14 protein-coding genes are annotated in these 20,471 nt (G+C 64.2%); 2 read left to right on the top strand and 12 right to left on the bottom strand.

Features of this window, described 5'->3' with window-relative positions:
- Positions 1 to 716: 716 nt before the first annotated feature.
- Complete coding sequence (gene rpoD, locus PQQ51_RS20140) at positions 717 to 2,717, top strand: RNA polymerase sigma factor RpoD (protein WP_408498573.1); 2,001 nt, start codon at positions 717 to 719, stop codon at positions 2,715 to 2,717.
- A 223-nt stretch (positions 2,718 to 2,940) separates the two neighbouring features.
- Here the strand turns inward: rpoD and PQQ51_RS20135 are convergent, their stop codons facing one another.
- Positions 2,941 to 3,327: a hypothetical protein gene (locus tag PQQ51_RS20135; RefSeq protein WP_408498572.1), complete on the bottom strand. Its 387-nt coding sequence runs from the start codon at positions 3,325 to 3,327 to the stop codon at positions 2,941 to 2,943.
- Between the two features lie 234 nt (positions 3,328 to 3,561).
- Between PQQ51_RS20135 and PQQ51_RS20130 the strand changes: the two genes are divergently transcribed.
- The gene (locus tag PQQ51_RS20130; RefSeq protein ID WP_408498571.1) at positions 3,562 to 4,038 is read left to right on the top strand and encodes a PRC-barrel domain-containing protein; all 477 of its coding nucleotides are present in this window, start codon (positions 3,562 to 3,564) and stop codon (positions 4,036 to 4,038) included.
- A gap of 22 nt (positions 4,039 to 4,060) precedes the next feature.
- Here PQQ51_RS20130 and PQQ51_RS20125 read toward each other — a convergent pair whose 3' ends face one another.
- From PQQ51_RS20125 to amaB, 11 genes are all read right to left on the bottom strand, one after another.
- Entirely contained in the window at positions 4,061 to 5,227 is a 1,167-nt protein-coding gene (locus tag PQQ51_RS20125) for a GGDEF domain-containing protein (protein WP_408498570.1), read from the bottom strand.
- Between the two features lie 120 nt (positions 5,228 to 5,347).
- Positions 5,348 to 6,145: a YfaP family protein gene (locus PQQ51_RS20120; RefSeq protein ID WP_408498569.1), complete on the bottom strand. Its 798-nt coding sequence runs from the start codon at positions 6,143 to 6,145 to the stop codon at positions 5,348 to 5,350.
- 22 nt (positions 6,146 to 6,167) lie between these two features.
- Positions 6,168 to 6,302, bottom strand: coding sequence for a hypothetical protein (locus tag PQQ51_RS20115; protein ID WP_408498568.1), 135 nt, complete (start codon positions 6,300 to 6,302; stop codon positions 6,168 to 6,170).
- Complete coding sequence (locus tag PQQ51_RS20110) at positions 6,299 to 8,089, bottom strand: DUF2300 domain-containing protein (protein WP_408498567.1); 1,791 nt, start codon at positions 8,087 to 8,089, stop codon at positions 6,299 to 6,301. The genes PQQ51_RS20115 and PQQ51_RS20110 overlap by 4 nt, the downstream gene beginning before the upstream one ends.
- A 12-nt stretch (positions 8,090 to 8,101) precedes the next feature.
- Positions 8,102 to 12,937: an alpha-2-macroglobulin family protein gene (locus tag PQQ51_RS20105; RefSeq protein ID WP_408498566.1), complete on the bottom strand. Its 4,836-nt coding sequence runs from the start codon at positions 12,935 to 12,937 to the stop codon at positions 8,102 to 8,104.
- On the bottom strand, positions 12,934 to 13,722 hold the full coding sequence (locus tag PQQ51_RS20100; protein ID WP_408498565.1) for a DUF1175 domain-containing protein: 789 nt from the start codon (positions 13,720 to 13,722) through the stop codon (positions 12,934 to 12,936). The genes PQQ51_RS20105 and PQQ51_RS20100 overlap by 4 nt, the downstream gene beginning before the upstream one ends.
- Positions 13,723 to 15,507 carry a DUF2138 domain-containing protein gene (locus PQQ51_RS20095; protein ID WP_408498564.1) on the bottom strand — a complete coding sequence of 595 codons (1,785 nt, stop codon included), beginning with the start codon at positions 15,505 to 15,507 and terminating at the stop codon, positions 13,723 to 13,725. It abuts the gene before it with no gap.
- Positions 15,491 to 15,634 (bottom strand): hypothetical protein, encoded by a 144-nt coding sequence (locus tag PQQ51_RS20090; protein ID WP_408498563.1) that lies wholly within the window; start codon positions 15,632 to 15,634, stop codon positions 15,491 to 15,493. The genes PQQ51_RS20095 and PQQ51_RS20090 overlap by 17 nt, the downstream gene beginning before the upstream one ends.
- 355 nt (positions 15,635 to 15,989) lie before the next feature.
- Positions 15,990 to 17,186: an aminotransferase-like domain-containing protein gene (locus PQQ51_RS20085; RefSeq protein WP_408498562.1), complete on the bottom strand. Its 1,197-nt coding sequence runs from the start codon at positions 17,184 to 17,186 to the stop codon at positions 15,990 to 15,992.
- A gap of 234 nt (positions 17,187 to 17,420) precedes the next feature.
- Complete coding sequence (locus PQQ51_RS20080) at positions 17,421 to 18,593, bottom strand: NAD(P)/FAD-dependent oxidoreductase (RefSeq protein WP_408498561.1); 1,173 nt, start codon at positions 18,591 to 18,593, stop codon at positions 17,421 to 17,423.
- A 166-nt stretch (positions 18,594 to 18,759) separates the two neighbouring features.
- Positions 18,760 to 20,259 carry an L-piperidine-6-carboxylate dehydrogenase gene (gene amaB, locus PQQ51_RS20075; RefSeq protein ID WP_408498560.1) on the bottom strand — a complete coding sequence of 500 codons (1,500 nt, stop codon included), beginning with the start codon at positions 20,257 to 20,259 and terminating at the stop codon, positions 18,760 to 18,762.
- Positions 20,260 to 20,471: the final 212 nt, after the last annotated feature.

Raw genomic sequence — 20,471 nt, 5'->3', positions numbered from 1 at the left:
TAACCATCTCTCGATGACCAAACCTTCCTTTCATTACTGTGTGAGACTTGATACTTCTGCTTTATGCAGCAGACCCCGAAAGGCCCACCGCCGCATCGCGCATCAAGCGCCCACACTTATCGGCTGTTAATTTTTAAAGATCGATTACGCATTCACTACCGAACCCGCACCGGACACATCCACCACCCGGCACCGCTTCGTTCTGCGTCGCTGCATCAGCAGCAGAGAAACGAGATTATGGAGAACGACCAGCAGGTCGTCAAGCCCCTTTGGTGAATTTTCTTTTGGATAAGCGGACTTCCGCGCCCAAACATGCACCTCACTATATGGAGCAAGTCCAATCACTCATCCCACCGTGTGAGCAGCGCTGACATCGTCTATAGTTAAGGACCCTGTCAACTCGTGTGCGAGCCGTTGAAGTTCTACCTCCAGCCCCCACCTGAAGCTACGGCTGACAGGCAACGCAAGACCTGCGACAAAAGTGCATCAAGAATTCGTGCACTTGCAATGCGCGCGAAGGCGCAAGCTCGTATATAATGCGAGCCGCGCGAATTTCGCACATTTCTATCGGCCCGCTTCAAGCGGGCTCATCTTTTTTGCTCCCCAGAGCACAGCCAAACAACCGCGTTGAGTCACTCAGGTGATGTTGAGCCATTGCTCGAAACGCCTGACGGTCGCGTCTTGCGTCTCATAGCGAAGCCTCTAGAGGAGAATACGTGAACCCTTTTGATCGCGAAGATTCGCAACACGAAACCGCCGGCTTTACCGCCAAGGCACCCGGTCGCACTGCCAAGGGCAAGGGCGCGGGCAAAGCGATCCCCGTAGCGGCCGAACTGCCGCCGCAACAAGCCGAAGAACGTCAACGCCAGATGCGTGCGCTGATCCAGCTGGGCAAGGAGCAAGGCTACCTGACCCACGCGCAGATCAACGACCACCTGCCCGACAACTTCGCGCAAACGGCCGCAATCGACAGCATCGTCAGCGCGTTCAACGACATGGGCGTGCAGGTCTACGAACAGGCTCCGGATGCGGAAACCCTGCTGCTGAACTCGAACGCGCCGGCCGTCGTGTCGGACGACCAGGCGGACGAAGAAACCGAAGTCGCGTTGTCGACGGTCGATTCGGAATTCGGCCGCACCACCGACCCGGTCCGCATGTATATGCGTGAAATGGGCGCAACCGAACTGCTGACGCGCGCGGGCGAAATCGCGATTGCCAAGCGCATCGAAGACGGTCTGCACGAAATGGTGCAGGCCATCGCCGCCTGCCCGCTCGCGATCTCGGCGATTCTGGCAAGCGCGCAGCAGGTGGCCGACGGCGAACTGCGTATCGACGAACTGGTCGACGGTCTGAACGAAGACACGGCCGCCGCGGAAGACACCAGCGCGAGCGCGGACGCCGCAGCGGACGTCGACGCCGACGCCACCGAAGACGACGACAGTGAAGACGAAGACGACGACGATTCCGGCCCGGCCGACTCGTCGGCAGCGGACGAAGCGCGTCTGAAGCAACTCACGAGCGACTGCCTCGAAATCTTCGCGCAGGTCGGCATTCTGTCCGACCAGCTGAACGCGTCGCACACCCGCGGCGACGTCACGTCGAAGGCCTATCAGCGCGCGCGCGAAGAGATCCAGCAGCACCTCGCGAAGATCCGCTTCACGGCTCGCACGATCGACCGCCTGTGCGGCGACGTGCAAAGCCAGGTCGCACAGGTTCGTGCGATCGAACGCAACATCATGCAGATCGTCGTGACGAAGAGCGGGATGCCGCGCGAGCAGTTCATCGAATCGTTCAAGGGTCACGAAGCCGATCTCGGCTGGACCGAGCGCGCGGCGCGCGGTACGTCGTCGTTCGGCGCGGCCCTCGAGCGTCATCTGCCGGCGATCCAGTCGGAGCAGCAGAAGCTGATCGACATCGAAGCCACGGTTTCGCTGCCGCTCAAGCATCTGAAGGAAATCAACCGTCAGATGGTCGCGGCCGAGTCGAAGATGCGCAAGGCCAAGAGCGAGATGATCGAGGCGAATCTGCGTCTCGTGATCTCGATCGCGAAGAAGTACGTGAACCGCGGCATGCTGTTCCTCGACCTGATCCAGGAAGGCAACATCGGCCTGATGAAGGCAGTGGACAAGTTCGAATACCGTCGCGGCTGGAAGTTTTCCACGTACGCCACGTGGTGGGTTCGCCAGGCTGTCACGCGTTCGCTCGCCGACCAGGCGCGCACGATCCGCGTGCCGGTGCACATGATCGAAACGATCAACAAGCTCAACCGCATTTCGCGCGAGATCCTGCAGCAGACCGGTCAGGAAGCGCATCCGTCAGTGCTGGCCGAACGCATGGAATTGTCGGAAGAGAAGGTGCGCGGCATTCTGAAGATCGCGAAGCAGCCGGTGTCGATGGAAACGCCGGTGGGCGACGACGGCGACGCCACGCTCGGCGACATGATCGAAGACTCGGCGGCCTCGTCGCCGGCCGACGCCGCGATGCAGGCCGACTTGCGCGCCGCCATCGACGACGCGCTCGACTCGCTGTCGCCGCGCGAAGCGAAGGTGCTGCGCATGCGCTACGGCATCAACACGAAGTCGGACCACACGCTTGAAGAAGTCGGCAAGCAGTTCGACGTCACGCGCGAACGGATTCGCCAGATCGAAAGCAAGGCCATGCGCAAGCTGATGCACCCGAGCCGCGCCGATCGACTGAAGTCGTTCCTCGACCGTTAAGCAGCACCAGTGCGCCTGCCGTGCGTGATGCGCGGCAGGCGCATGAAGTAATCGCGAGCGAGCGGCCCGATTGGCTCGATCGCGAGCCGCATCGCTCAACCTAACCTTCCTCCTGTTTTCCCAAAGCGGGTTGCATACACCGGGTTGCGTTCGCCGGGTTGCATACACCGGGTTACGTCCGCATTAAGCCGCCGCGACACGCATCCGCTCGTCAGCCGCCACGTCAGGCGAGCAGCGAGATCACCCCACCGATCGTAATTCCCGCCGCCAGCCAACGCCCCGCCGTGTAGAAAGCGTTGTGATTTTCCTGTGGCAGATCGGGCCGCTCGAGCCCGAGCGTGCCATACGTGAAGGACTTCATTGCCGATACGTTGGTGGCCGACGCGCTGTCGTCCGTCGAATCGCTGCTGTTCGCATCTCGCGCCGCCGCCGCGCCCTCGGTGGAAATCTGGACCGCGTCGTCCTGCGTAGACGTCGAAGAAGAACCCGAATCCGTCAGATTCGCCGCGTCTTTCTCCACGGTCGCGGCGTCGGTCTGCGCCGTCGAACCTGTCGTCACTGCGCTGGCTTGCTCCGGCACCGCTGAGCGCACGGCACTGTCGATCTGCATGGCAACCTCTCTTTCTCTCGCTCAAGTCACGCGCCACCCAACTTCGGCGCTCCAATTCAACACGCAAGAATCTGCGTTCCCGAAACCGCCGCTCGACGCACGGCCGGTTAGAACTCTATCGACCCCAATTGGCCAAACCTTGAGGGCTGGTAAGACAAAGTAAGAGGAAGTGGACACATCCGGCGGGCATACGCGTTGCGCGCTCCTTTTTGCCTTTTCAACCAGGAGCACATCATGAGCACGCTCGATCCCAAAGAGCCCGCGCCTGTCAGCGGGCAAAGCGCGAAAATCGTCGGAACCGGCATCGGCGACGGTCCCGGCCCGGATGTGATGGCCGCGTCTTCGCTCGACGGCAACAAGGTGATGTCGTCGGATGGCGAAGCGATCGGCAAGATCTCGGACATCATGCTCGACGTGCGCAGCGGACGAGTCGCGTACGCGGTGCTGTCGAGCGGCGGCTTTCTCGGCATCGGCGACACGCTGCACGCGTTGCCGTGGAGCGCGCTCACGCTCGATACCGACGACAAATGCTTCGTGCTCGACGCGCCCGCCGAGCGCATCAGAAATGCGCCGGGCTTCGACAAGGACAACTGGCCGTCGATGGCGGATAGGCAGTGGGGTCAAGCGGTTCACGCGTACTACGACCGCACGCCTTACTGGACTGCGACGCGTGAAGTAGTCGAAGAACAGAGATTGAATCCCGAGCCGTAAGCCATTCGAGCATTCAGCGTCGTCAACCGGCCGCGAGCGCTTCGTCGGTCAGTTCGACGCGATTGCGTCCGTTGGATTTGGCGCGATACAACGCACGGTCGGCGACGCTGGAAAGACGCGCAAGGCTGGCGTCGGTGGCGTCGAGACAGGCGACGCCGATGCTGCACGTGTAAATCGGCAGATCGCGATCCACCCGCAGTTGCACCAGTTGCCGGATCGCGCTGGCGCGGCCGAACGCCTCCTGCGCGTTCGCGTCGGCCAGCAGGATCGCGAACTCTTCGCCGCCGAAGCGGGCCAGATGGTCGTTGGGTCCCAGCACCGCGGTTACCCGCTCCGCGAAATCGACCAGCACGCGATCGCCGGTGTCATGGCCGAAGCGGTCGTTGATGGTCTTGAAGTGATCCAGATCCACGATCAGCATCGTCAAAGGTTGGCCGAGGCGTCGCGCACGTTCCTGGGTCTTCGCGTGCAGGATGCCGAAAGCACGGCGATTCAGCAGGCCCGTGAGCGGATCGGTCGCCGACTGGCGTTCGAGTTGCGCATGCAACCGGTTGGTCGCGACCATCACGAAGCCGACCGTCACCAGCAACGACATGAAGTTGTTGACCGCGAGATAGGTCAGTTGGAACGGATCGTGTGCGAACAGGTCAGGCGCGGCGTCGCCCGGCGACATGCTCGAGATGAAACGGATAGCGGTCGATACCGACAGGATCAGGAACATCGCGCCGAGAAACAGCGTGTTGTAATTGCGTGAACCCCAGAACAGCAGCAACCTCGTGTGCGCCGCATAGAACACGGTGAGTAACGCGGTCATGCAACTCACGCGGCCGAAGTAGTTGGGATGCACCCACAGCATCCACGAAACCGACGCGCCGCCGAACAGGATCGCGACGATCACGAGGCTCCACGACGGCTCCCGCTCGAAGAACAGCTCGGTGCCGATCAGCGATAGACCGATGCCGATCAGCAGGCTCGTATTGGCGACGACAACCGACACGCCGTCCGCCACGGCGCCGCGCAGCGCGAGGAGCACGGCCGTCACGGCGATGAACGCCGCCGCCGCGGCCCAGTAGCGTATCCCCTTGATGCTGGAAGGAAAGCTGCGGCTCAGCGAGAACAACACGATCGACATCAGTCCGGGCATGACGGACGACATCAGAATGACGGTGCGCAGATCGATTGAGCTCATCAAATGGAATGCCGTGACTTTGTCGAAGCCGCGCTGAACGCGGCTTCGTAACTCCTCTTAGTACGTTTACGGCCGGATCCCGCATAGCTGAAGTGCATACGCGATCGCACTCCGACGCATTTAAGGTATGACGAAAGTCTTCACGAGCGTCAGTTCGCCCGCCTTGCGCATCGGCACCCGGATCGTCTCGCTTTTCTCGTTCGGGGTGTTTTCGTCGGTGATGATCGTGACTTGCGCGACCGTCATGTCGCTGCCGGTATTGCCGCTGCCGTAGTAGTTCACGTAGACCAGATAGGTGCCCTTCAACGGCGCGGCCGACGAATAGATTTCCGGCCCGTAGCCGGTCGTCACGTCCACGTCGAGCGCGCCGCCGTTCGGCGTGACACGGTCGCCGTACCACGCATGCGCGCCGTCGGGCGAGATCACGTGCAGATCGAGGTCGGTGCCGTCGGTATCCCACGCCAGAATCACGCGCAAGCGCGGCTGCGTCTTGCCGCTGTACGCGTCGTAAAACTGCACGCGCTTCTTCGAGCCGTCCGGTGCGCGCAATTCCACGCCGTTGCTGCCGGACGGAAACGCATACGGCCGCGAGAACTTGCCGTCCTCTTCCACGCGCTGCGGCAACGGCGTGCCGTCGACCACCAGCGTGCCGACCGTCGTGCCCTTCTTCTTCGGCGCGTTGCGGATCTGCCCTTCGATCAGCGCGAATTTCGACTGCCCTTCCGGCGTCGACACCGTCACCGCCGGATAGTGGACGTCCTGCGTATAGCGCTCGCTGTCGCCGCCCGTGTTGCGCCAGCCGTTCAGCGGCGCGGCAAATTCGATATCGCTCGCCTGCGCCGCCGGCGCAGCCTGCAGACAGGCGACGACGAGCGCCACCCAGCCGGCCTTCGTCCATCGCGTCGTGTTGACCTTCATCGTCACTGCTCCCATCCTGCTTTCAGAGTCGCTCGCTTTTCACGAGCATCAGGTCGCCGATCTTGCGCAGCGGCACGACCATCGTTTCGCGCCGTTCGTTCGGCGCATTGTCGTTGAACACCCGCGTCGACGTTGCGGTGATCACGTCGCGGTTCATTGAATCGGATTGTCGGTACGAATCAGCGTGCGCGCGGTACGTTCGACGAACGCCTCATCGAGCCCACGCGGATGATGCTGAAACGCGAGATGTATGTACTCATGGGCGAGCGCGATACGGTCTTCTTCGGTTTGAAGACGGTACACGTACACGCGATTGCGCTGCGCGTCCGCGTACGGACGCCCTTCGCGCACCGCGCACACCGCGGGCAGATCAGGCGTTTCGTAACCGGCGGCGCTATCCATCCGGCGCGCCCACAACGGCGCGTTGCGTTGCAGCCATGCCTGCGCGCCGGCCACCGCGATGCAATCGCCGGACAGCGGACTCTCGAACGACGTCAATGTCGCCTGCGGCCAGGTGCGCGCGAGAATCGCGTCGAACGCGAGTCCGCTTTGCGCGGAGGCCTTTGCGGCGAGCCAGCTCATCTGCCCCGGCGCGGCCTTGTCGTGGTGATACTGGACGGGCACGCCGGTCAGAACCAGCGCATCGGTCAGATCGGCCGCGCGGCGCGCATCGGCGCTCGGCGCGCGCGGTAGCACGCGCTGCGTGTTGCTGCTGTCGTCGATACGCAGACAGCCGTGATCGTGCCGGCCGTGCTGCACGGCGTAAGTGCGCGCGGCCACCGCCAGCGCCTTCGCCGCTTCCGGCTGGCTCGTGTCGCCTTCGCGCTCGACCACCCGTGCGACGTAGTCGTTCATGCCGAAGCGGCCGACCAACTGCGGCACGCCGGCCGCGTCGCGATCGAGCCGCAGTTCGCCGCGGCTTTCCACCCGCGCCCAGTTGCCGTTGGTAAAACCGATCCGGACATTGCCGCGCAACGGACCGTCCGGCACGCTGGCCGAGCCGGCGTCTGCGAGCACCTGGCGAATCGGATAGCGGCTGAAGAAATCGACCAGCACGCACGCGCCGTCGTCGGGGATCGTTACTTGCGTGAGCAACGGCGCGATGCGCGGCGCGGCGGCCGCCAGCACGCGTGCGCTGCCGCCGGGGCCGCCCAGCCAGATCGGCGTGCCGTCCGCGAGCCAGCCCGCCGCGCCGCCGATCGACGCGCCCGGCCGCGCCGGGTCGGGCATCGTCCAGGTCTTCGCGCGCAGCACGCTGCCGTAGAGCGCGACCGTGCCCTCGCCGCGTCCGCTCGTCAGCACCGACACCAGCGTGCTCGATGCCGCTTCGCGCGGTTTCGCCGGCATCGCCTGCAAGGCCGCGAGCAGATCGGCGACCGGTACGCGGCGCGTCGGCGTCATCGCGTGCAGGTCGCGCAGCCACGCGGGCGCGTGGGCCGCGCTCCAGTATTTGCGCCAGTCGGCGGGATCGAGTTGCAGGCGCGCGGGGGCGAAAAAAAGTCCGCACGATTGCACCAGCGCGTGTTCGCGGTCGACGTGAGCGCCGCTCATGCAGCAATACACTTCGTCGGGATCGCCGCCGCTGCACGTGTAGTCCGGCGTCGCGATGTTGCGATCGACCAGATAACCGTAGACGAACAACTTCCAGACGCTGCCGAGCGGCGTGTTCAAGGTCGCCGGTAATGGCCGTGCGGACGACGGCGTGAGCGCTTGCGCGGCGCCCGCGGCATCGGTCTGCCAGACTTGCGTCTGAGCGTCGCGCAGCCACGCGAAGCTCAGTGTCTGTGGCGACGCTGCGGCTCGTGGCGCAGACGCGCCTGCGGCTGCGCCCGGCAGCGCCGTATTGGCGAACGCGCCGCCGCTCACCGCCGCCATCCCCACGGCGAGCGCGATCCGCAGCGTGGCTGCCAGAGAATCGCGCGTAGGCCGGAGAACGGGGAACATGGCGTCGCTTGCTTACTGAATACGCAGCGTCGTCATGCGATCGCTCTTGCCGCCTTCGAACGCCTTCGCGTCCGGCTGATACATGCGGAAGTAGCGCGCGGGCGGCAACGAGAACGTGCCCGGCAACGCGAAGCGCACGAGCTGCCGCAACGTCACCGGACGATCGAGCAACGGCACCGGCTGGTGATAAGCGAGCTCGCCCATCTCGTACGAAGCGACCCGCTGGAACGGCTGCGGACCGCTCGCGCCGTCCTTGCCGCCCGGCAGACCGTCGATCGACACGCCCCAGCTCGTCGCCTCGACGTCGCCGCCCGGCGGCAGCGGCACGTCGAGCAGACCATAGTGATACGCGTTGCCGGAGCGCGGCGTGAGCGTGACTTCGTCGATATACAGCGCGTTGCTGTCGATCGCGTCGCCCTGCTTGACGAGCCGCGCGGTGAACGCCGAGCGTCCCAACTGGCTGTCGGCGTCGGCCTTCTTCGGATCGGGTTTCACGTCGAGCGGCTCGAGCCTGTAGAAGCGGCGTTCGACGGTGATGTTCAACCGGCTGTCCTCACTGGTGTGACTGCGGAACGAGACCAGCGCGTTCACGTCGGTGCGCGGCGTGCCGGCGTCGAGCGTGGCCGGCAATGGCGCGCCGCTCCACTTCCACAACGCCGCGCCGGTCGGTGTCGCGGCGCGCGTCCAGCCCGCGCCTTGCAGCGTCGGCAACGACGCCGGCGACAGATCGGCGCCGAGCGATTTGCGCAGCCACAGCAGCATCAACGCGCGATCGAGCGTCGGATAGTCAGCGCTGCTCTTCGCGAGCAACGCGGGCGCATCGGCGCTCGCGCCGCCATCGCCCGTCATCGCGATCAGGCTTTGCACCAGCGGCGCCGGGTCGTTCACCAGCGCGAGGCGCGCCGCGCTCGCGGCAGCATCGAAACCGTCGGGAATCTGCGCGTTCGTGCTGCGCGCCATGCTCGCGACCAGCAGCGTCGCCATCTGCTTGCCGCGCGGCGAATCGGCTTGCGCGAAGACGAGGCTGTCCGACGGACCATACGTGGCGGTGCGCGCGGTTGCGTTCACGGTTGCATTCACGGCCGCTTTGCTCGCTGCTTTGCTCGCTGCGTTGCCCGTGGCCGCCGCATCGCTCAGCAGATCCGCGGCGACACCCGACACCGGCGTCGCGACGGGCAGACCCATCTGCTGCATGAACCACAGCGCCAACGCGCGATGCAACAGCGGCTCCTTCGCGCCGTTGTCGCGATACACGTCCATCGTGTGCTGCCAGTTGTCGGCGGGCAGCGAGATGCCGAGGCTGCGGCTCGCGAGCCAGTCCGCGTAATACGCGTACGCGGTGATCAACGCGCTGCCGCCGGTCGTATCGCCCCACCAGCCGAACGTGCCGCCGACGCCCGCCAGCATCGCCAGACGTTGCCGCTGATTGCGCAGCAGCGCTTCGAGTCCTTGCGCGGAACTGGCGTTGTCGCCGCGGCCGATCACGTCATGCGCGAGCGCAAGCGGAATCAGCCGGCTCGAGGTCTGCTCGGCGCAACCGTACGGGTAGTTGATCAGATCGTCGGCGACGCGCGCGAACTCGGTCGCGGCGCTACCGATGAAGCGCACGTTCACGTCCTGCGCGTCTTGCGGCAGATTGAGCGGCTTGTTCGCGCCGTCGAGCGCGATCGTGTTCTGATGCAGATCGAGCCAGCCGCTCGCGTCGAGGTAGATCGTGGTCTGCAAGCGGTCGACGTCTTTACCGCCGCTCCGCAAGCTTGCATTGACCACACCCGCCTTCAACGCGCCGGTCGGCAGACGCAGATAATTCGCGCCGCGCTTTAACGTGACCTTCTGATTCAACGAGAGCCCGCCGCCGTCGACCACCCACTCGGCGTCCTTATCCGCGTCGGTCTGATTGAACGCGATCATGTCGATGGCCGGCTGATCGTTCACGCGGAAATGCGACGGCCCGCTCCACTTCAGATACAGCGCCTTGTCCGAGCGCACATAGGCGGTGCGCTGGCCGACCATGCCGTCCGGCGCCGCCGCGCGCACGGTAATGCGCCAGCGCGCGAGCGAATCGGGCATCTTGAAGGTCATCGTTGCGTGGCCGTTCGCGTCGGTCTTAAGCAGGCCTTGCCACGCGGCTGTGTCCTGATCGTCGCGGCGCGGCCGTTCCAGCACCTTCACGCCGCGCTCGTTGTAATTCGCGCGCTGCGGGCCGCCAGGCGCGCCCTTCAACGGCGAACGCGCGAGATCGTATGTGATGAACGACAAACTCGACGACGTCCGCACATTGTTGCGGCGCGGATGATAGAAAAAGTCGACGATGTTCGGCGCGATTTCCGGCTGCAGCACATAGACCATTTCATCGACCACGCTCACCGTCAGATTCGCCGCTTCCGGCTTCCCGTTCAGCGTGCTGTCGAAGTTCAGCGTGACCGTGTCGCCGGGACCGTACACCGGCTTGTCGCTCTTCACGTTCAGTTCGATCTGCGGTTGCGCGACCACGATGCCCGCGTTCTGGAACACGTACTCGCCGGCATGCACGTACAGCACCGAGAAGGTCATGTTCGGCGCAAATGCTTCGCCCACCTTGATGCGCGCTTTCCACTGCGAAGGCGCCACGCGTTGCAGTTGCAGCCAGTCGCCGCCCGCGCTCAACAGTGCGCGGCGCTCGACGTTGTCGCGTTCGAGCGTCAGCAACGCGTCGTCCACCGGCATCGGGAACGTGATCAACGCTTCGGCGGTGTCGCCGATCCTGTACCGGTCGCGATCGAACACGATTTCGACGCTGCCCGGAATCGCCTTCACGCCGTCGCCCGCAACCCAATGACTGGCGGCGGCCAGCAGATTGCCGGCGGCGTCCTTCACAGACAGCATGTACGAACCCGGTTCGTCGAATTGCACCGGGAACGACAGCTTGCCGCCCACAGCCGCGCCCTTCAACGCGCCCTCGCCGTGCGTCTGCGATTCGAGACGCGTCCATTCCCATTTCGCCGGCGCGCGCGAAGCCGGATCGAGCGTGCCGAGCGCCTGCAGATCGAAGCTGACCGCTTCCTTCGGTTGCGAGAACGATCTGGCCGTGGACAGCCGATACGGCGTCGCGCCGCGCGCGATCAGCACTTCACGCGTCACCCGCACCTTGTATGCGGCGCCGTCCTGCGCGAACAGCGTCAACGCATAACGGCTCGGCTCCTTCGCGGCCGGCAGCGTGAGACTCGCGTTACCGTCGCTGTCGGTGGTCAACTCCTGCTGGTCGAGCTTGACCGGAAATAGTCCGGCATAGCGCAATTCGCCGTCGACGATCGTCACTTTCTGCGCGCGCAGCGTGACCGAAATCTTGCTGTTGCGCACCGGCTTGCCGTCCGGATAGCGCAACTGGATCTTGCCCTTCAGCGCCTCGCCGGTCGCGTAGTCGGCTTTGTCCATCGACAGATTCACGTCGAAATGCGGCTTCACATAGTCGGCGACGCGAAATGCGCTGCCGTAGACATCGCCGTTGTAGTCGAAGCGCAGCGTGTAGCCGCCGGCGGTCGCGTCGGCGGGCAGCGTGAACGACGCGTCCGCGCCTGTGTCCGACGCGAAATGCACGGTGCTGATCGCCACCGGCGCGCCGTTCGGGTCGAGTACGTCGAGCTTGATGTCGGCTTCCGCAGGCGCGGTGGATTGCGTCGCGTTCTGGAACGTGCGACCGATGAACTTCACATGCACCGGGTCGCCGGGCCGGTACATCGGACGGTCGGTCACCGCGTAGATCTTCGTGTTGTAGATCTCGCTGTCGTAATAGAAATTCTCCGACACGAACACGCCGCCTTGCGGATCGGTACCGAGCACGTAGCTGCGCTCGGGGCTCACGTGTTGCAGCACCAGCGCGCCGTCGCCGCCGGTCGAACCGCTTTGCAGCACGCCGACGCCGTCGGTCCAGTTCACCTCGGTGTTCGCGACCGGCTTGCCGTTGTCGCGCCGCGTGGTCCACACCAGCATGCCGCTCGAGGCTGCCTTCACGACCGCCACCGTGTCCGACACGAACAGCAGCGTATGCGCGCGATAGTTGCCGATCACGGCTTCGACGATATACAGCCCCGGCGGCAGCTTGCCGACCGGAATCATCACGTTGCCCGAACTCGCTTCGATGAAGTTACTGCTGCTGCCCGCGAGATTCACGCCCTTCGGCGGCTCGATCGCCTTCGCGTCCCAGATCGGATAGCGAAAGCGCGCGACCACGTCGTAGCCCTTGAGCGGCGCGAACTGCGAGTTCGGCGCGAACTGCGTCGGCTTGCCGGTCTGCTCGCCGAGCTTGAATTGCGGCGCGGCTTCGGTCGCCTTGCTGCGCGTCGCGAACGACAGCACCCGCTGCCACGCGCGGCGCGCTTCGGTGAGCCAGCGGTCCCACAGATACGCGAGCGTATTCGCGAGTCCTTCGCCCTGGTAATTCGGCGCGACGTTCAGACGATGCAGGTTCTTTTGCGCCTTCAGGAAGTCCAGCGGCTTCGCCACCCGATACACGACGACATCCGCGCCGCCGTACGCCTGCAGCGCGTCCTTGAACTCGCGGCCCGGTGCTTCCAGACGCACCTGTGCCAACTGATCGCTGCCGAAGCTCGCGTCCGACAGCAGAAAGAACGGCTGACCGTCGACTTTCTGCGACGCGAAATTGCTCGACGGCGCGGTTTGCAACGTCGGGTTCGCGGCGATGTTGGCGTCGGCGGCAGTGGCCGACGCGTCGTCGTCAGCATGGGCCGCTGGCGCCATGACGAGCGTCAATGCCGCGACGAAAGCGAACGCGAGCACGGGAAGGCCCGCGTGACGTTTCAACTTGCCGAGCCAGGCGCGCGACGCGGTGACGGAATCGATTCGGGTCATGGTGTGAGAAAGTCCAAACGAAACACGCCGACGAAATTCGGATTGCCGTCGAGCGGCTGCCAGCGGGAGTCTTTCCATTGCATCAGGTCGGAGACGGCCACGGCGCGCAAACCGGTATCGGTCGGCGTGACAGTGCCTGTGTGATAAGCGATGTAGCGATCCAGCCAGATCATCAGATGCTGGTCGTCGCCCTGATCGAAGAACAGCAGGTCGCCGGGCAGCGCCTGGTTCACGTCCTTCGAGACGAAACGGCTGTTGCGCTGGATCAGCGCGATCGCCGACGCGTACGCGCCGGTCGAACCGTCGAGCTGGGTCCAGCGATTCGACAACGTGCGTTGCGAGGCGGACAGTTGCAGTTCGGGCGGCAGGCTGCTCGCGTCCGCGAGACTCGTCATGCCGTTCGCGCGCAACCATTTGGTGTCGTGAGACTTGAGCGTTTCGCCGACCGCGAAGCGTACGAGACCCGCGCAATCGCGCTGTGTCCAGCGCGGTGTCGGGCCGCGGCGCATCTGCTGGTCGACGATGCGCACGAACCACGCGCGGAACGCCGCCGATTGCTGCGCGGAGAGCGCGTCGGGATCGGGTGATACGGTGGTGCTGGTTAATGCGTGCGCGTAGGGCGCGACGCCGGCGATGGCGAATATCGAGGCCACGCGCGCGAGCCAGCAGCGGCGCGCGATGCTCCGAGGGCTCGTGCCGATCGCGCGCGAGCCGGTTGCGCAAGCCGCGGCCGGCACTGGCACACCGCTCGCCGGGCTCGCGCGGGGAACGCGAAACGGGCGCATTCAATCGCCTCCGGTGCCGGGCTGATCGACAGGCGCATCGACGACGCCCGGATCTGCACCAGCGCCGGCTTTGGCGCGATCGAACCACCAGTCGACCGGCACCCAACCCGTGGAACCCGGCAGGTTCTGCGGCAACGTCAACGACACCGGCGGATAGTGCGCGAGCGCATGCAACTTCGGCACGAGATGCGTGCGCGACGCATTGCGGAACACAGCCTCCTGATCCGCCGGCAATGCCGCGCCCGCTTCGCGTTCGATCAACGCCGCCGCCGACGAAGGCGTCAGCGCCAGAATCGTGCGCGGCTGACGTTGCGGCGCGAGCGTATCGGCAAGCGCCGGATAGCGCTTGTCGAGCACGGCGAGCGTGTCGTCGACGAGACGCGCGTCCGGCGAAAAGATCAGATAGCCGTGCGCCAGCGCGAGCGTCACCGGGAAATAGCGCTCCGCCGACAGTTGCGACGCGAACGGCGCCTTGCTCGCGAGCGCAGTGCCCGAACGCGCGCTGACCGGGCGCTGCCACACTGTCACGTCCGCGCCCTGCTCGCGCGTGGTGACCGGCAGGCGGCGATAGTTCGTATCGGCATCGGCGCTCTTCGCGGCCTTCGCCTCGTATGCGCCGATCGCCTGTGCAAAGATCTTGCCGAGCGCGCTCTTCAACGTCGCGGCGCTCGCGGCGTCTTGCGTCTTCACCCGCGCGACGAACACCGGCGCGACCAGCGTCGATTTCCCATACCAGCAAACGGCCGCGGGACCCGCAAGCTGATCGCCGATTGCAGCGGCACCGTCCGCACTGCCTTCGATGACTTTCGCGAGCAAGCCCGACGCTTCTTTCCAGTCCGCCGGCAAGCTCGTGCACGCGGCCGGATTCGCCGGCAACGCGCGCCACAAGTCCGCGCTGTTCCACAGCTGCGGCAGCTTGCCCGGCTGGATCAGCGCGGCGGTCTGCCAGCTTGCCGCCCCCGTGCCGTTCGGCGCGAAGTCGAAACGCAATGCGTCGATGCCGGAGAAAAACGCCTGATAACCGAACGACAGATAATTCGCCGACACCACGAGGCGATGGCCCTTGGGCGCGTCGCCCGCTGCGTCGAGCTGATAGGCGCGCGCCGCGTCGTCGCGGCCCGACGCCAGCATCTCCGACACCGCATCGGCACGCTCGCCGAGCAAGCCGCCCTTCGCGTCGAGCAGCACGCCGGGCGCGGACAACACGACGAGGCGATCGTCTTTTGTCGCGAACAGCACCGTGCGGCCGACCGCCAGCTTCAGCGCATAGACCGGCACGTCGCCGGACAGCTTCGCGACCTGGCTCAACTGCGCATCGCTCGCGGCGACGTTGCCGAAACCTTGCAGCAACTTCGCGAGGCCGTTGCGATGGATCGACATCAGCCAGTAACCGAGCCGGCCGTCCGGAGAGCGCCACAGCAACACGTGCGCAGGTTCGTCGAACACGCGGCGGATCAGTTCGTCGCGCCAATCGAGTTGATGTTCGAATGCGAGACGCCGCAGCGCGCCCTCGGCGGACAGCCGCGTGTTGTTCGATTCGTAATAGTCGACGAAGTCTTGCGTGAGCACGTCGTGCAGCAGCGGCACGCGCAGGATGTCGCGCGGCAGGCGCGAGAGCGCTTCACTGTCGATCACTGCGTCCGGGTGATGAATATCGAGTACGACCTCGCCGGTGTCCGCAACCTTGCGATGCGCGAATGGCCGCCATACCGCCTGAACGATCACGCCGGCGACGATCAGAAGCCCGACTACCAGGATTGCAATCTTTTTACGCGACATCTTCATCTGATTTTTTCTGGTTCGATGCGACGGTATTAACGTGGATGTCGGCGGCATTAATTCGCCGGAATCGCTCGCTGAAGGCAGCGATGATAACCGATATTTTTTGCAGCAAACCAGTCGCGTTACGCATTTAACAATTATCCTCGTTTGGGGAGTTTCGTGACGTGGATTCAACTGCGCCGCGGCTATTTGAAGCGACGGCTTTTAGTTAATCGATATCGCATCGGCGTGAGCGGCCGGTGATAAGTATGTGCGCCGTGGACGTGCAGGAATCACCGTGCGTCGCGGCTCGGCGTGGATTGCCGTCCCGGATTGCCGCCCTGGATTGCCGTCCCTTTAAGCAATTCTGTGCATTTTTGTCAAATGGTCACGATTAACCGGGCACATAAAAAACCCGGTTTGCTTTTGTCAAGCAAGCCGGGTTTTCAGGTATTGCCGGAATCGATTAGCGTAGATTATGCCGTTCGCCGCTATCGCAGCCAGGTTCAAGCACGTTCAAGCGCCTGTTTCATTCTCTGCACGCCCGTTTCGATATCGTCCACGCCCGGCGCCGCAAATGACAGCCGCAGCGCCGCCGTATCGGTATTGTCTTTATAGAAAGCGACGCCAGGCACGAACATCACATTACGTTCGATACAGGCATGCAGATAATCGGCGGCATTTTCCCCGCCGTTCAACCGCGCCCAGACGAACATGCCGCCGGCCGGACGGTGAAATGCAATCGCGCCGGCCAGTTGCGTGTCGAGCGCGTCGCACAGCGCGCGGCACTTCACCGCGTACGCGTCGACGATCTTCGGCAGATGACGCTCGAGCGCGCCGCTCGCGAGGTAGTCGGCGGCGATTGCCTGGGTCCACGGCGAACTGCATAGATCGACGGTCTGCTTGGCCACTACGCAACGCCGCAAAATCTCCGCGTGCGCGATCGTCCAGCCGACTCGCAAGCCGGGCGCGACGATCTTCGACAGACTCGAAAAATGCACGACCCAATCGCGCGAGCCCGGCACCTGTGCGCTCAACGCGAGCAGCGACGGCAACGCGGTACCGCTGAAACGCAGGTCGCCGTAGGGGTCGTCTTCGACGATCAGAAAGCGGTGCTGCGCCGCCAGCTTCAATAACGCGAGGCGCCGTTCGAGCGACAAGGTCGCGCCGGTCGGATTCGCGAACGTGGGCACCGTGTAGAGCAGCTTCGGCGTCTGACTCAGCGTGCCCGCTTCGAGCAACGCAGCGAGCGCGGCGACGTCGAGCCCGTCGTGATCGACCGGCACGGTCACCACGTCGGCCTGTTGCAGCTTGAGCGCCTGAAGCGTGGCCGGATACGCGGGCTGCTCGACCAGCACCGTATCGCCCGGCGCGACCAGCACGCGCAACAGCAGATCGAAGCCCTGTTGCGAACCGGTCGTCACGAGCAATTCTTGCGGTGTGCACGGCGTGCCGCGACGCGACATCAATTGCGCGAGCTGGTCTTTGAGGATCGCGAGACCGTCGGTGGGACCGTATTGCAGACACAGCGCGGTCTGCTGCGACGCACGCGCCGCGGCTGCCTCGAGGCCTTCGCGGTCGAACAGGTCGCTCGCCGGATAGCCGCCGGCGAACGAAATCATGCCGGGCTGCGACAGATACTTGAAGAGCTCGCGGATCGGCGAACCGGTCGGCGCTTCGAATGCGGGACTGAACTTGAACATGATGAGGCGCCTGATGATGGAACTGATGACCGTGCGGTTGAGCTGGATATTGGCGTGGCTGTTGGCCTGGCTGCTGAACTGGATGTTGGCCCGGCTATTGAGCGCTTGGCTGACCGGCCTGACAACCGATAACCCCCGGCGAAAGAACGGCTTCGATTGTGGGCATCGCGGCAATGAGCGGCAAACGATATCTACGCACTACGTATTGCGTTTTCCGCATCATCTGCCGCCGGGCTACACCACGTTCTTCTCCACGATCGGCCGGTTGTCGAGCACGCGCTCGAAACTCAACGAACTGAGGTCGAGCGTCGTATAGCGGCCATGCAGGATCAGTTCGCTAATCCCTCGTCCAGTCGCCGGACCCTGTTGCAAACCGTGGCCGCTGAACCCATTGGCGAAAATGCAGTTATCGACGTCCGGGTGATAGCCGATGATCGCGTTCTGATCCAGCACGTTGTACTCGTAGTACCCGGACCAGCAGTTCTGCACGCGCAGCGCTTCGAACTGCGGCACACGATGCGCGAGCGTCGGCCAGATCACGTCGTCGAACAGTGCGTGGTCGACTTCGTCGAGCGGCAGATCGTCCGGATCGTTGTCGGCAGACGGCGACGTGCCGCAAATAAACGATTGGCCTTCGGGCCGGAAGTACACACCGGTCGGATCGATCAGCAACGGACAACATTCGAGCTTCGCGGGCGACGACACATTGAAAACACTGCGCCGCCGCGCGAATACCGGCAGGTCGATGCCGGCCATTTGCGCGACGCTGCGCGACCAGGCTCCCGCGGCGTTGACCACGACGTCGCACGCGTACGTCTCGCCGTTCGCTGTTTGCACTTGCGTGACGCGCTTGCCGTCGCGCAGAAGCATGGCGACGTCGTCGGCCACGTAGCGTGCGCCGAGCGCCTGTGCTTTCTTGCGCAGCGCCTGGACGAGCCCATAGCCGTCGAACCAGCCTTCGCCGCTTTCGCCGTATCCGCCGGCAGTAAGGTCTTCGGTGTTCAGCCACGGAAAGCGCGCTTGCAATGCGTGTTTGTCGAGCAAACTGATGTCGGCGCCGAGGCTCGTCTGCAACGCGTGGTTTTCACGCAGCGTGACAGCGCCGGCAGGCGTCGCGAGAAACAGATAGCCGCCCTCGTGCAGATCGATCGACGGTTGCGTGCCGGCGATCTCGAGCCGTTCGCCGATCGAGCGCAGAAACTCGATGCCGTACAGCGACATCTGAATGCAAAGCGGTGTGGAGAATTGCTGGCGAATCGATCCCGCCGATAACGCCGACGACGAACGCGCGTAAGTCGGATCGCGCTCGATCACGGTGACGTCGACCGTCGGGTCAGACGCGCGCAGAAAATACGCAATCGAGCTGCCGATCACTCCACCGCCGACGATCACGACTTTGGAACTCACGTCTTACTCCACGAATAACGTGGCCGCTCTGGAACGGCGGGCGGCGCAAATAGATTGCTGGAAGAAGTGATGCACAGCGTGTGAAGCAGGATGATGCACGGCGGCCGCATGAACGCGGCCGCTGCCTGGTACCGCCTGCATCAGCGGCAACCGACGCTGCTCGAGCTCAGCCGATATTGAAATCGATGCCTTGCGCGAGCGGCAATGCCGACGAGTAATTGACCGTGTTGGTCGCGCGGCGCATGTAAGCCTTCCACGCATCCGAACCCGACTCGCGGCCGCCGCCGGTTTCTTTTTCGCCGCCGAACGCACCGCCGATTTCAGCGCCGCTCGGTCCGATGTTCACGTTCGCGATCCCGCAATCGCTGCCCGAGTCGGACAGGAAGCGCTCGGCTTCGCGCAGATCCGTTGTGAATACACACGACGACAAACCGTGCACCGCGGCATTGTTCGCTTCGACTGCGTCGGCGAAATCCGCATAGCGCAGCACGTAAAGAATCGGCGCGAAGGTTTCCTTCAACACCACGGACGTTTGCGACGGCATCTCGACGATTGCCGGACGCACGTAGTAGCCGCCGTCATAACCCTTCACTTCGACGCGCTCGCCGCCGAACACCTTGCCGCCTTCGGCCGTAGCCTGTTGCAGCGCTTCCTGCATACGGCCATACGACTGTTTGTCGATCAGCGGCCCCATCAGCGTGCCCTTTTCGAGCGGGTTGCCGATCGGCACCTTGCCGTACAGTTGCTTCAGACGTTCGATGGTTTTGTCGTACACGCTCTCGTGCACGAACAGACGCCGCAGCGACGTGCAGCGTTGCCCCGCCGTGCCGACTGCCGAGAACAGGATGCCGCGCATCGCGAGTTCGTGATCCGCCGTTTGCGTGACGATGCCCGCGTTGTTGCCGCCGAGTTCGAGCAGCGAGCGGCCGAAGCGTTTAGCCACTTCCACGCCGACCGTGCGGCCCATTTCCGTGCTGCCCGTCGCGCTGACGATCGATGCGCGCGAATCGGCCACCAGCTTCGCACCGACGTCACGGCCGCCGTTGATCAGCGCAGTGAGGCCGGCCGGTGCGTCGCCGAATTCCTGCAGCGCTTCGTTGAGGATCTGATTGACGGCGAGCGCGGTCAACGGGGTTTTCTCCGACGGCTTCCAGATCACCGCATTGCCGCACACCAGCGCAAGCGCCGCATTCCACGACCACACCGCCGCCGGGAAATTGAACGCCGAGATCACGACACAGGTGCCCATTGGATGCCACGTTTCGGCCATCCGGTGGCCGGGGCGCTCGGAGGCGATCGTCAGACCGTACAACTGGCGCGACAGACCGACCGCGAAATCGCAGATGTCGATCATTTCCTGCACTTCGCCCATGCCTTCCTGAAGGATCTTGCCGGTTTCGAGCGTGATGATGCTGCCGAGCGCCTGCTTCTTTTCACGCAGACGGTTGCCGAGCAGGCGCACCAGTTCGCCGCGGCGCGGCGCGGGGACGTTGCGCCATGCGGCGTACGCGTCTTTCGCTTGAGCGAGGGCCGTGTCGACTTCCGCCACGGTGTTGCTGGCCACGCGGCCGATGAGTTCGCCGGTGATCGGCGAGTGAACCGCGATGTCGCCGGCTTGCGCCGCGTGCGCGATGCCGAGGTCGGCGAGGATGGTCGAAGCGTCCATGAGAATCCCTTTAATTTCCGATGCGAAACAAGAGTAAGTTCGGAAACTATACACGCGGGTTTTTATGACGACAAGGGGATTTGCCCGGAGCGTGGGGCGGTCAAGGGCGCCTGGGCTTGCTGCGCTTGAGTGTACGTCGCGGCTGCATCAAGGCGTGCGGGTCGGCGGCTGGATTGTAAAAACGTGACGACGGCTTTTCGTGCGAGCGTTTT

It is taken from the genome of Paraburkholderia xenovorans (genome assembly GCF_046030735.1).
Classification (GTDB): Bacteria; Pseudomonadota; Gammaproteobacteria; order Burkholderiales; family Burkholderiaceae; genus Paraburkholderia; species Paraburkholderia xenovorans_A.
This window is presented reverse-complemented; position numbering and strand designations above follow the sequence as displayed.

Coding starts and splice junctions, on each gene's coding strand:
- PQQ51_RS20135 (WP_408498572.1), bottom strand. CDS start 3,327: ATGCAGATCGACAGTGCCGTGCGCTCAGCGGTGCCGGAGCAAGCCAGC.
- amaB (WP_408498560.1), bottom strand. CDS start 20,259: ATGGACGCTTCGACCATCCTCGCCGACCTCGGCATCGCGCACGCGGCG.
- PQQ51_RS20125 (WP_408498570.1), bottom strand. CDS start 5,227: ATGAGCTCAATCGATCTGCGCACCGTCATTCTGATGTCGTCCGTCATG.
- PQQ51_RS20095 (WP_408498564.1), bottom strand. CDS start 15,507: ATGAAGATGTCGCGTAAAAAGATTGCAATCCTGGTAGTCGGGCTTCTG.
- PQQ51_RS20100 (WP_408498565.1), bottom strand. CDS start 13,722: ATGCGCCCGTTTCGCGTTCCCCGCGCGAGCCCGGCGAGCGGTGTGCCA.
- PQQ51_RS20120 (WP_408498569.1), bottom strand. CDS start 6,145: ATGAAGGTCAACACGACGCGATGGACGAAGGCCGGCTGGGTGGCGCTC.
- PQQ51_RS20085 (WP_408498562.1), bottom strand. CDS start 17,186: ATGTTCAAGTTCAGTCCCGCATTCGAAGCGCCGACCGGTTCGCCGATC.
- PQQ51_RS20130 (WP_408498571.1), top strand. CDS start 3,562: ATGAGCACGCTCGATCCCAAAGAGCCCGCGCCTGTCAGCGGGCAAAGC.
- PQQ51_RS20105 (WP_408498566.1), bottom strand. CDS start 12,937: ATGACCCGAATCGATTCCGTCACCGCGTCGCGCGCCTGGCTCGGCAAG.
- PQQ51_RS20115 (WP_408498568.1), bottom strand. CDS start 6,302: ATGAACCGCGACGTGATCACCGCAACGTCGACGCGGGTGTTCAACGAC.
- PQQ51_RS20090 (WP_408498563.1), bottom strand. CDS start 15,634: ATGCGTAACGCGACTGGTTTGCTGCAAAAAATATCGGTTATCATCGCT.
- PQQ51_RS20110 (WP_408498567.1), bottom strand. CDS start 8,089: ATGTTCCCCGTTCTCCGGCCTACGCGCGATTCTCTGGCAGCCACGCTG.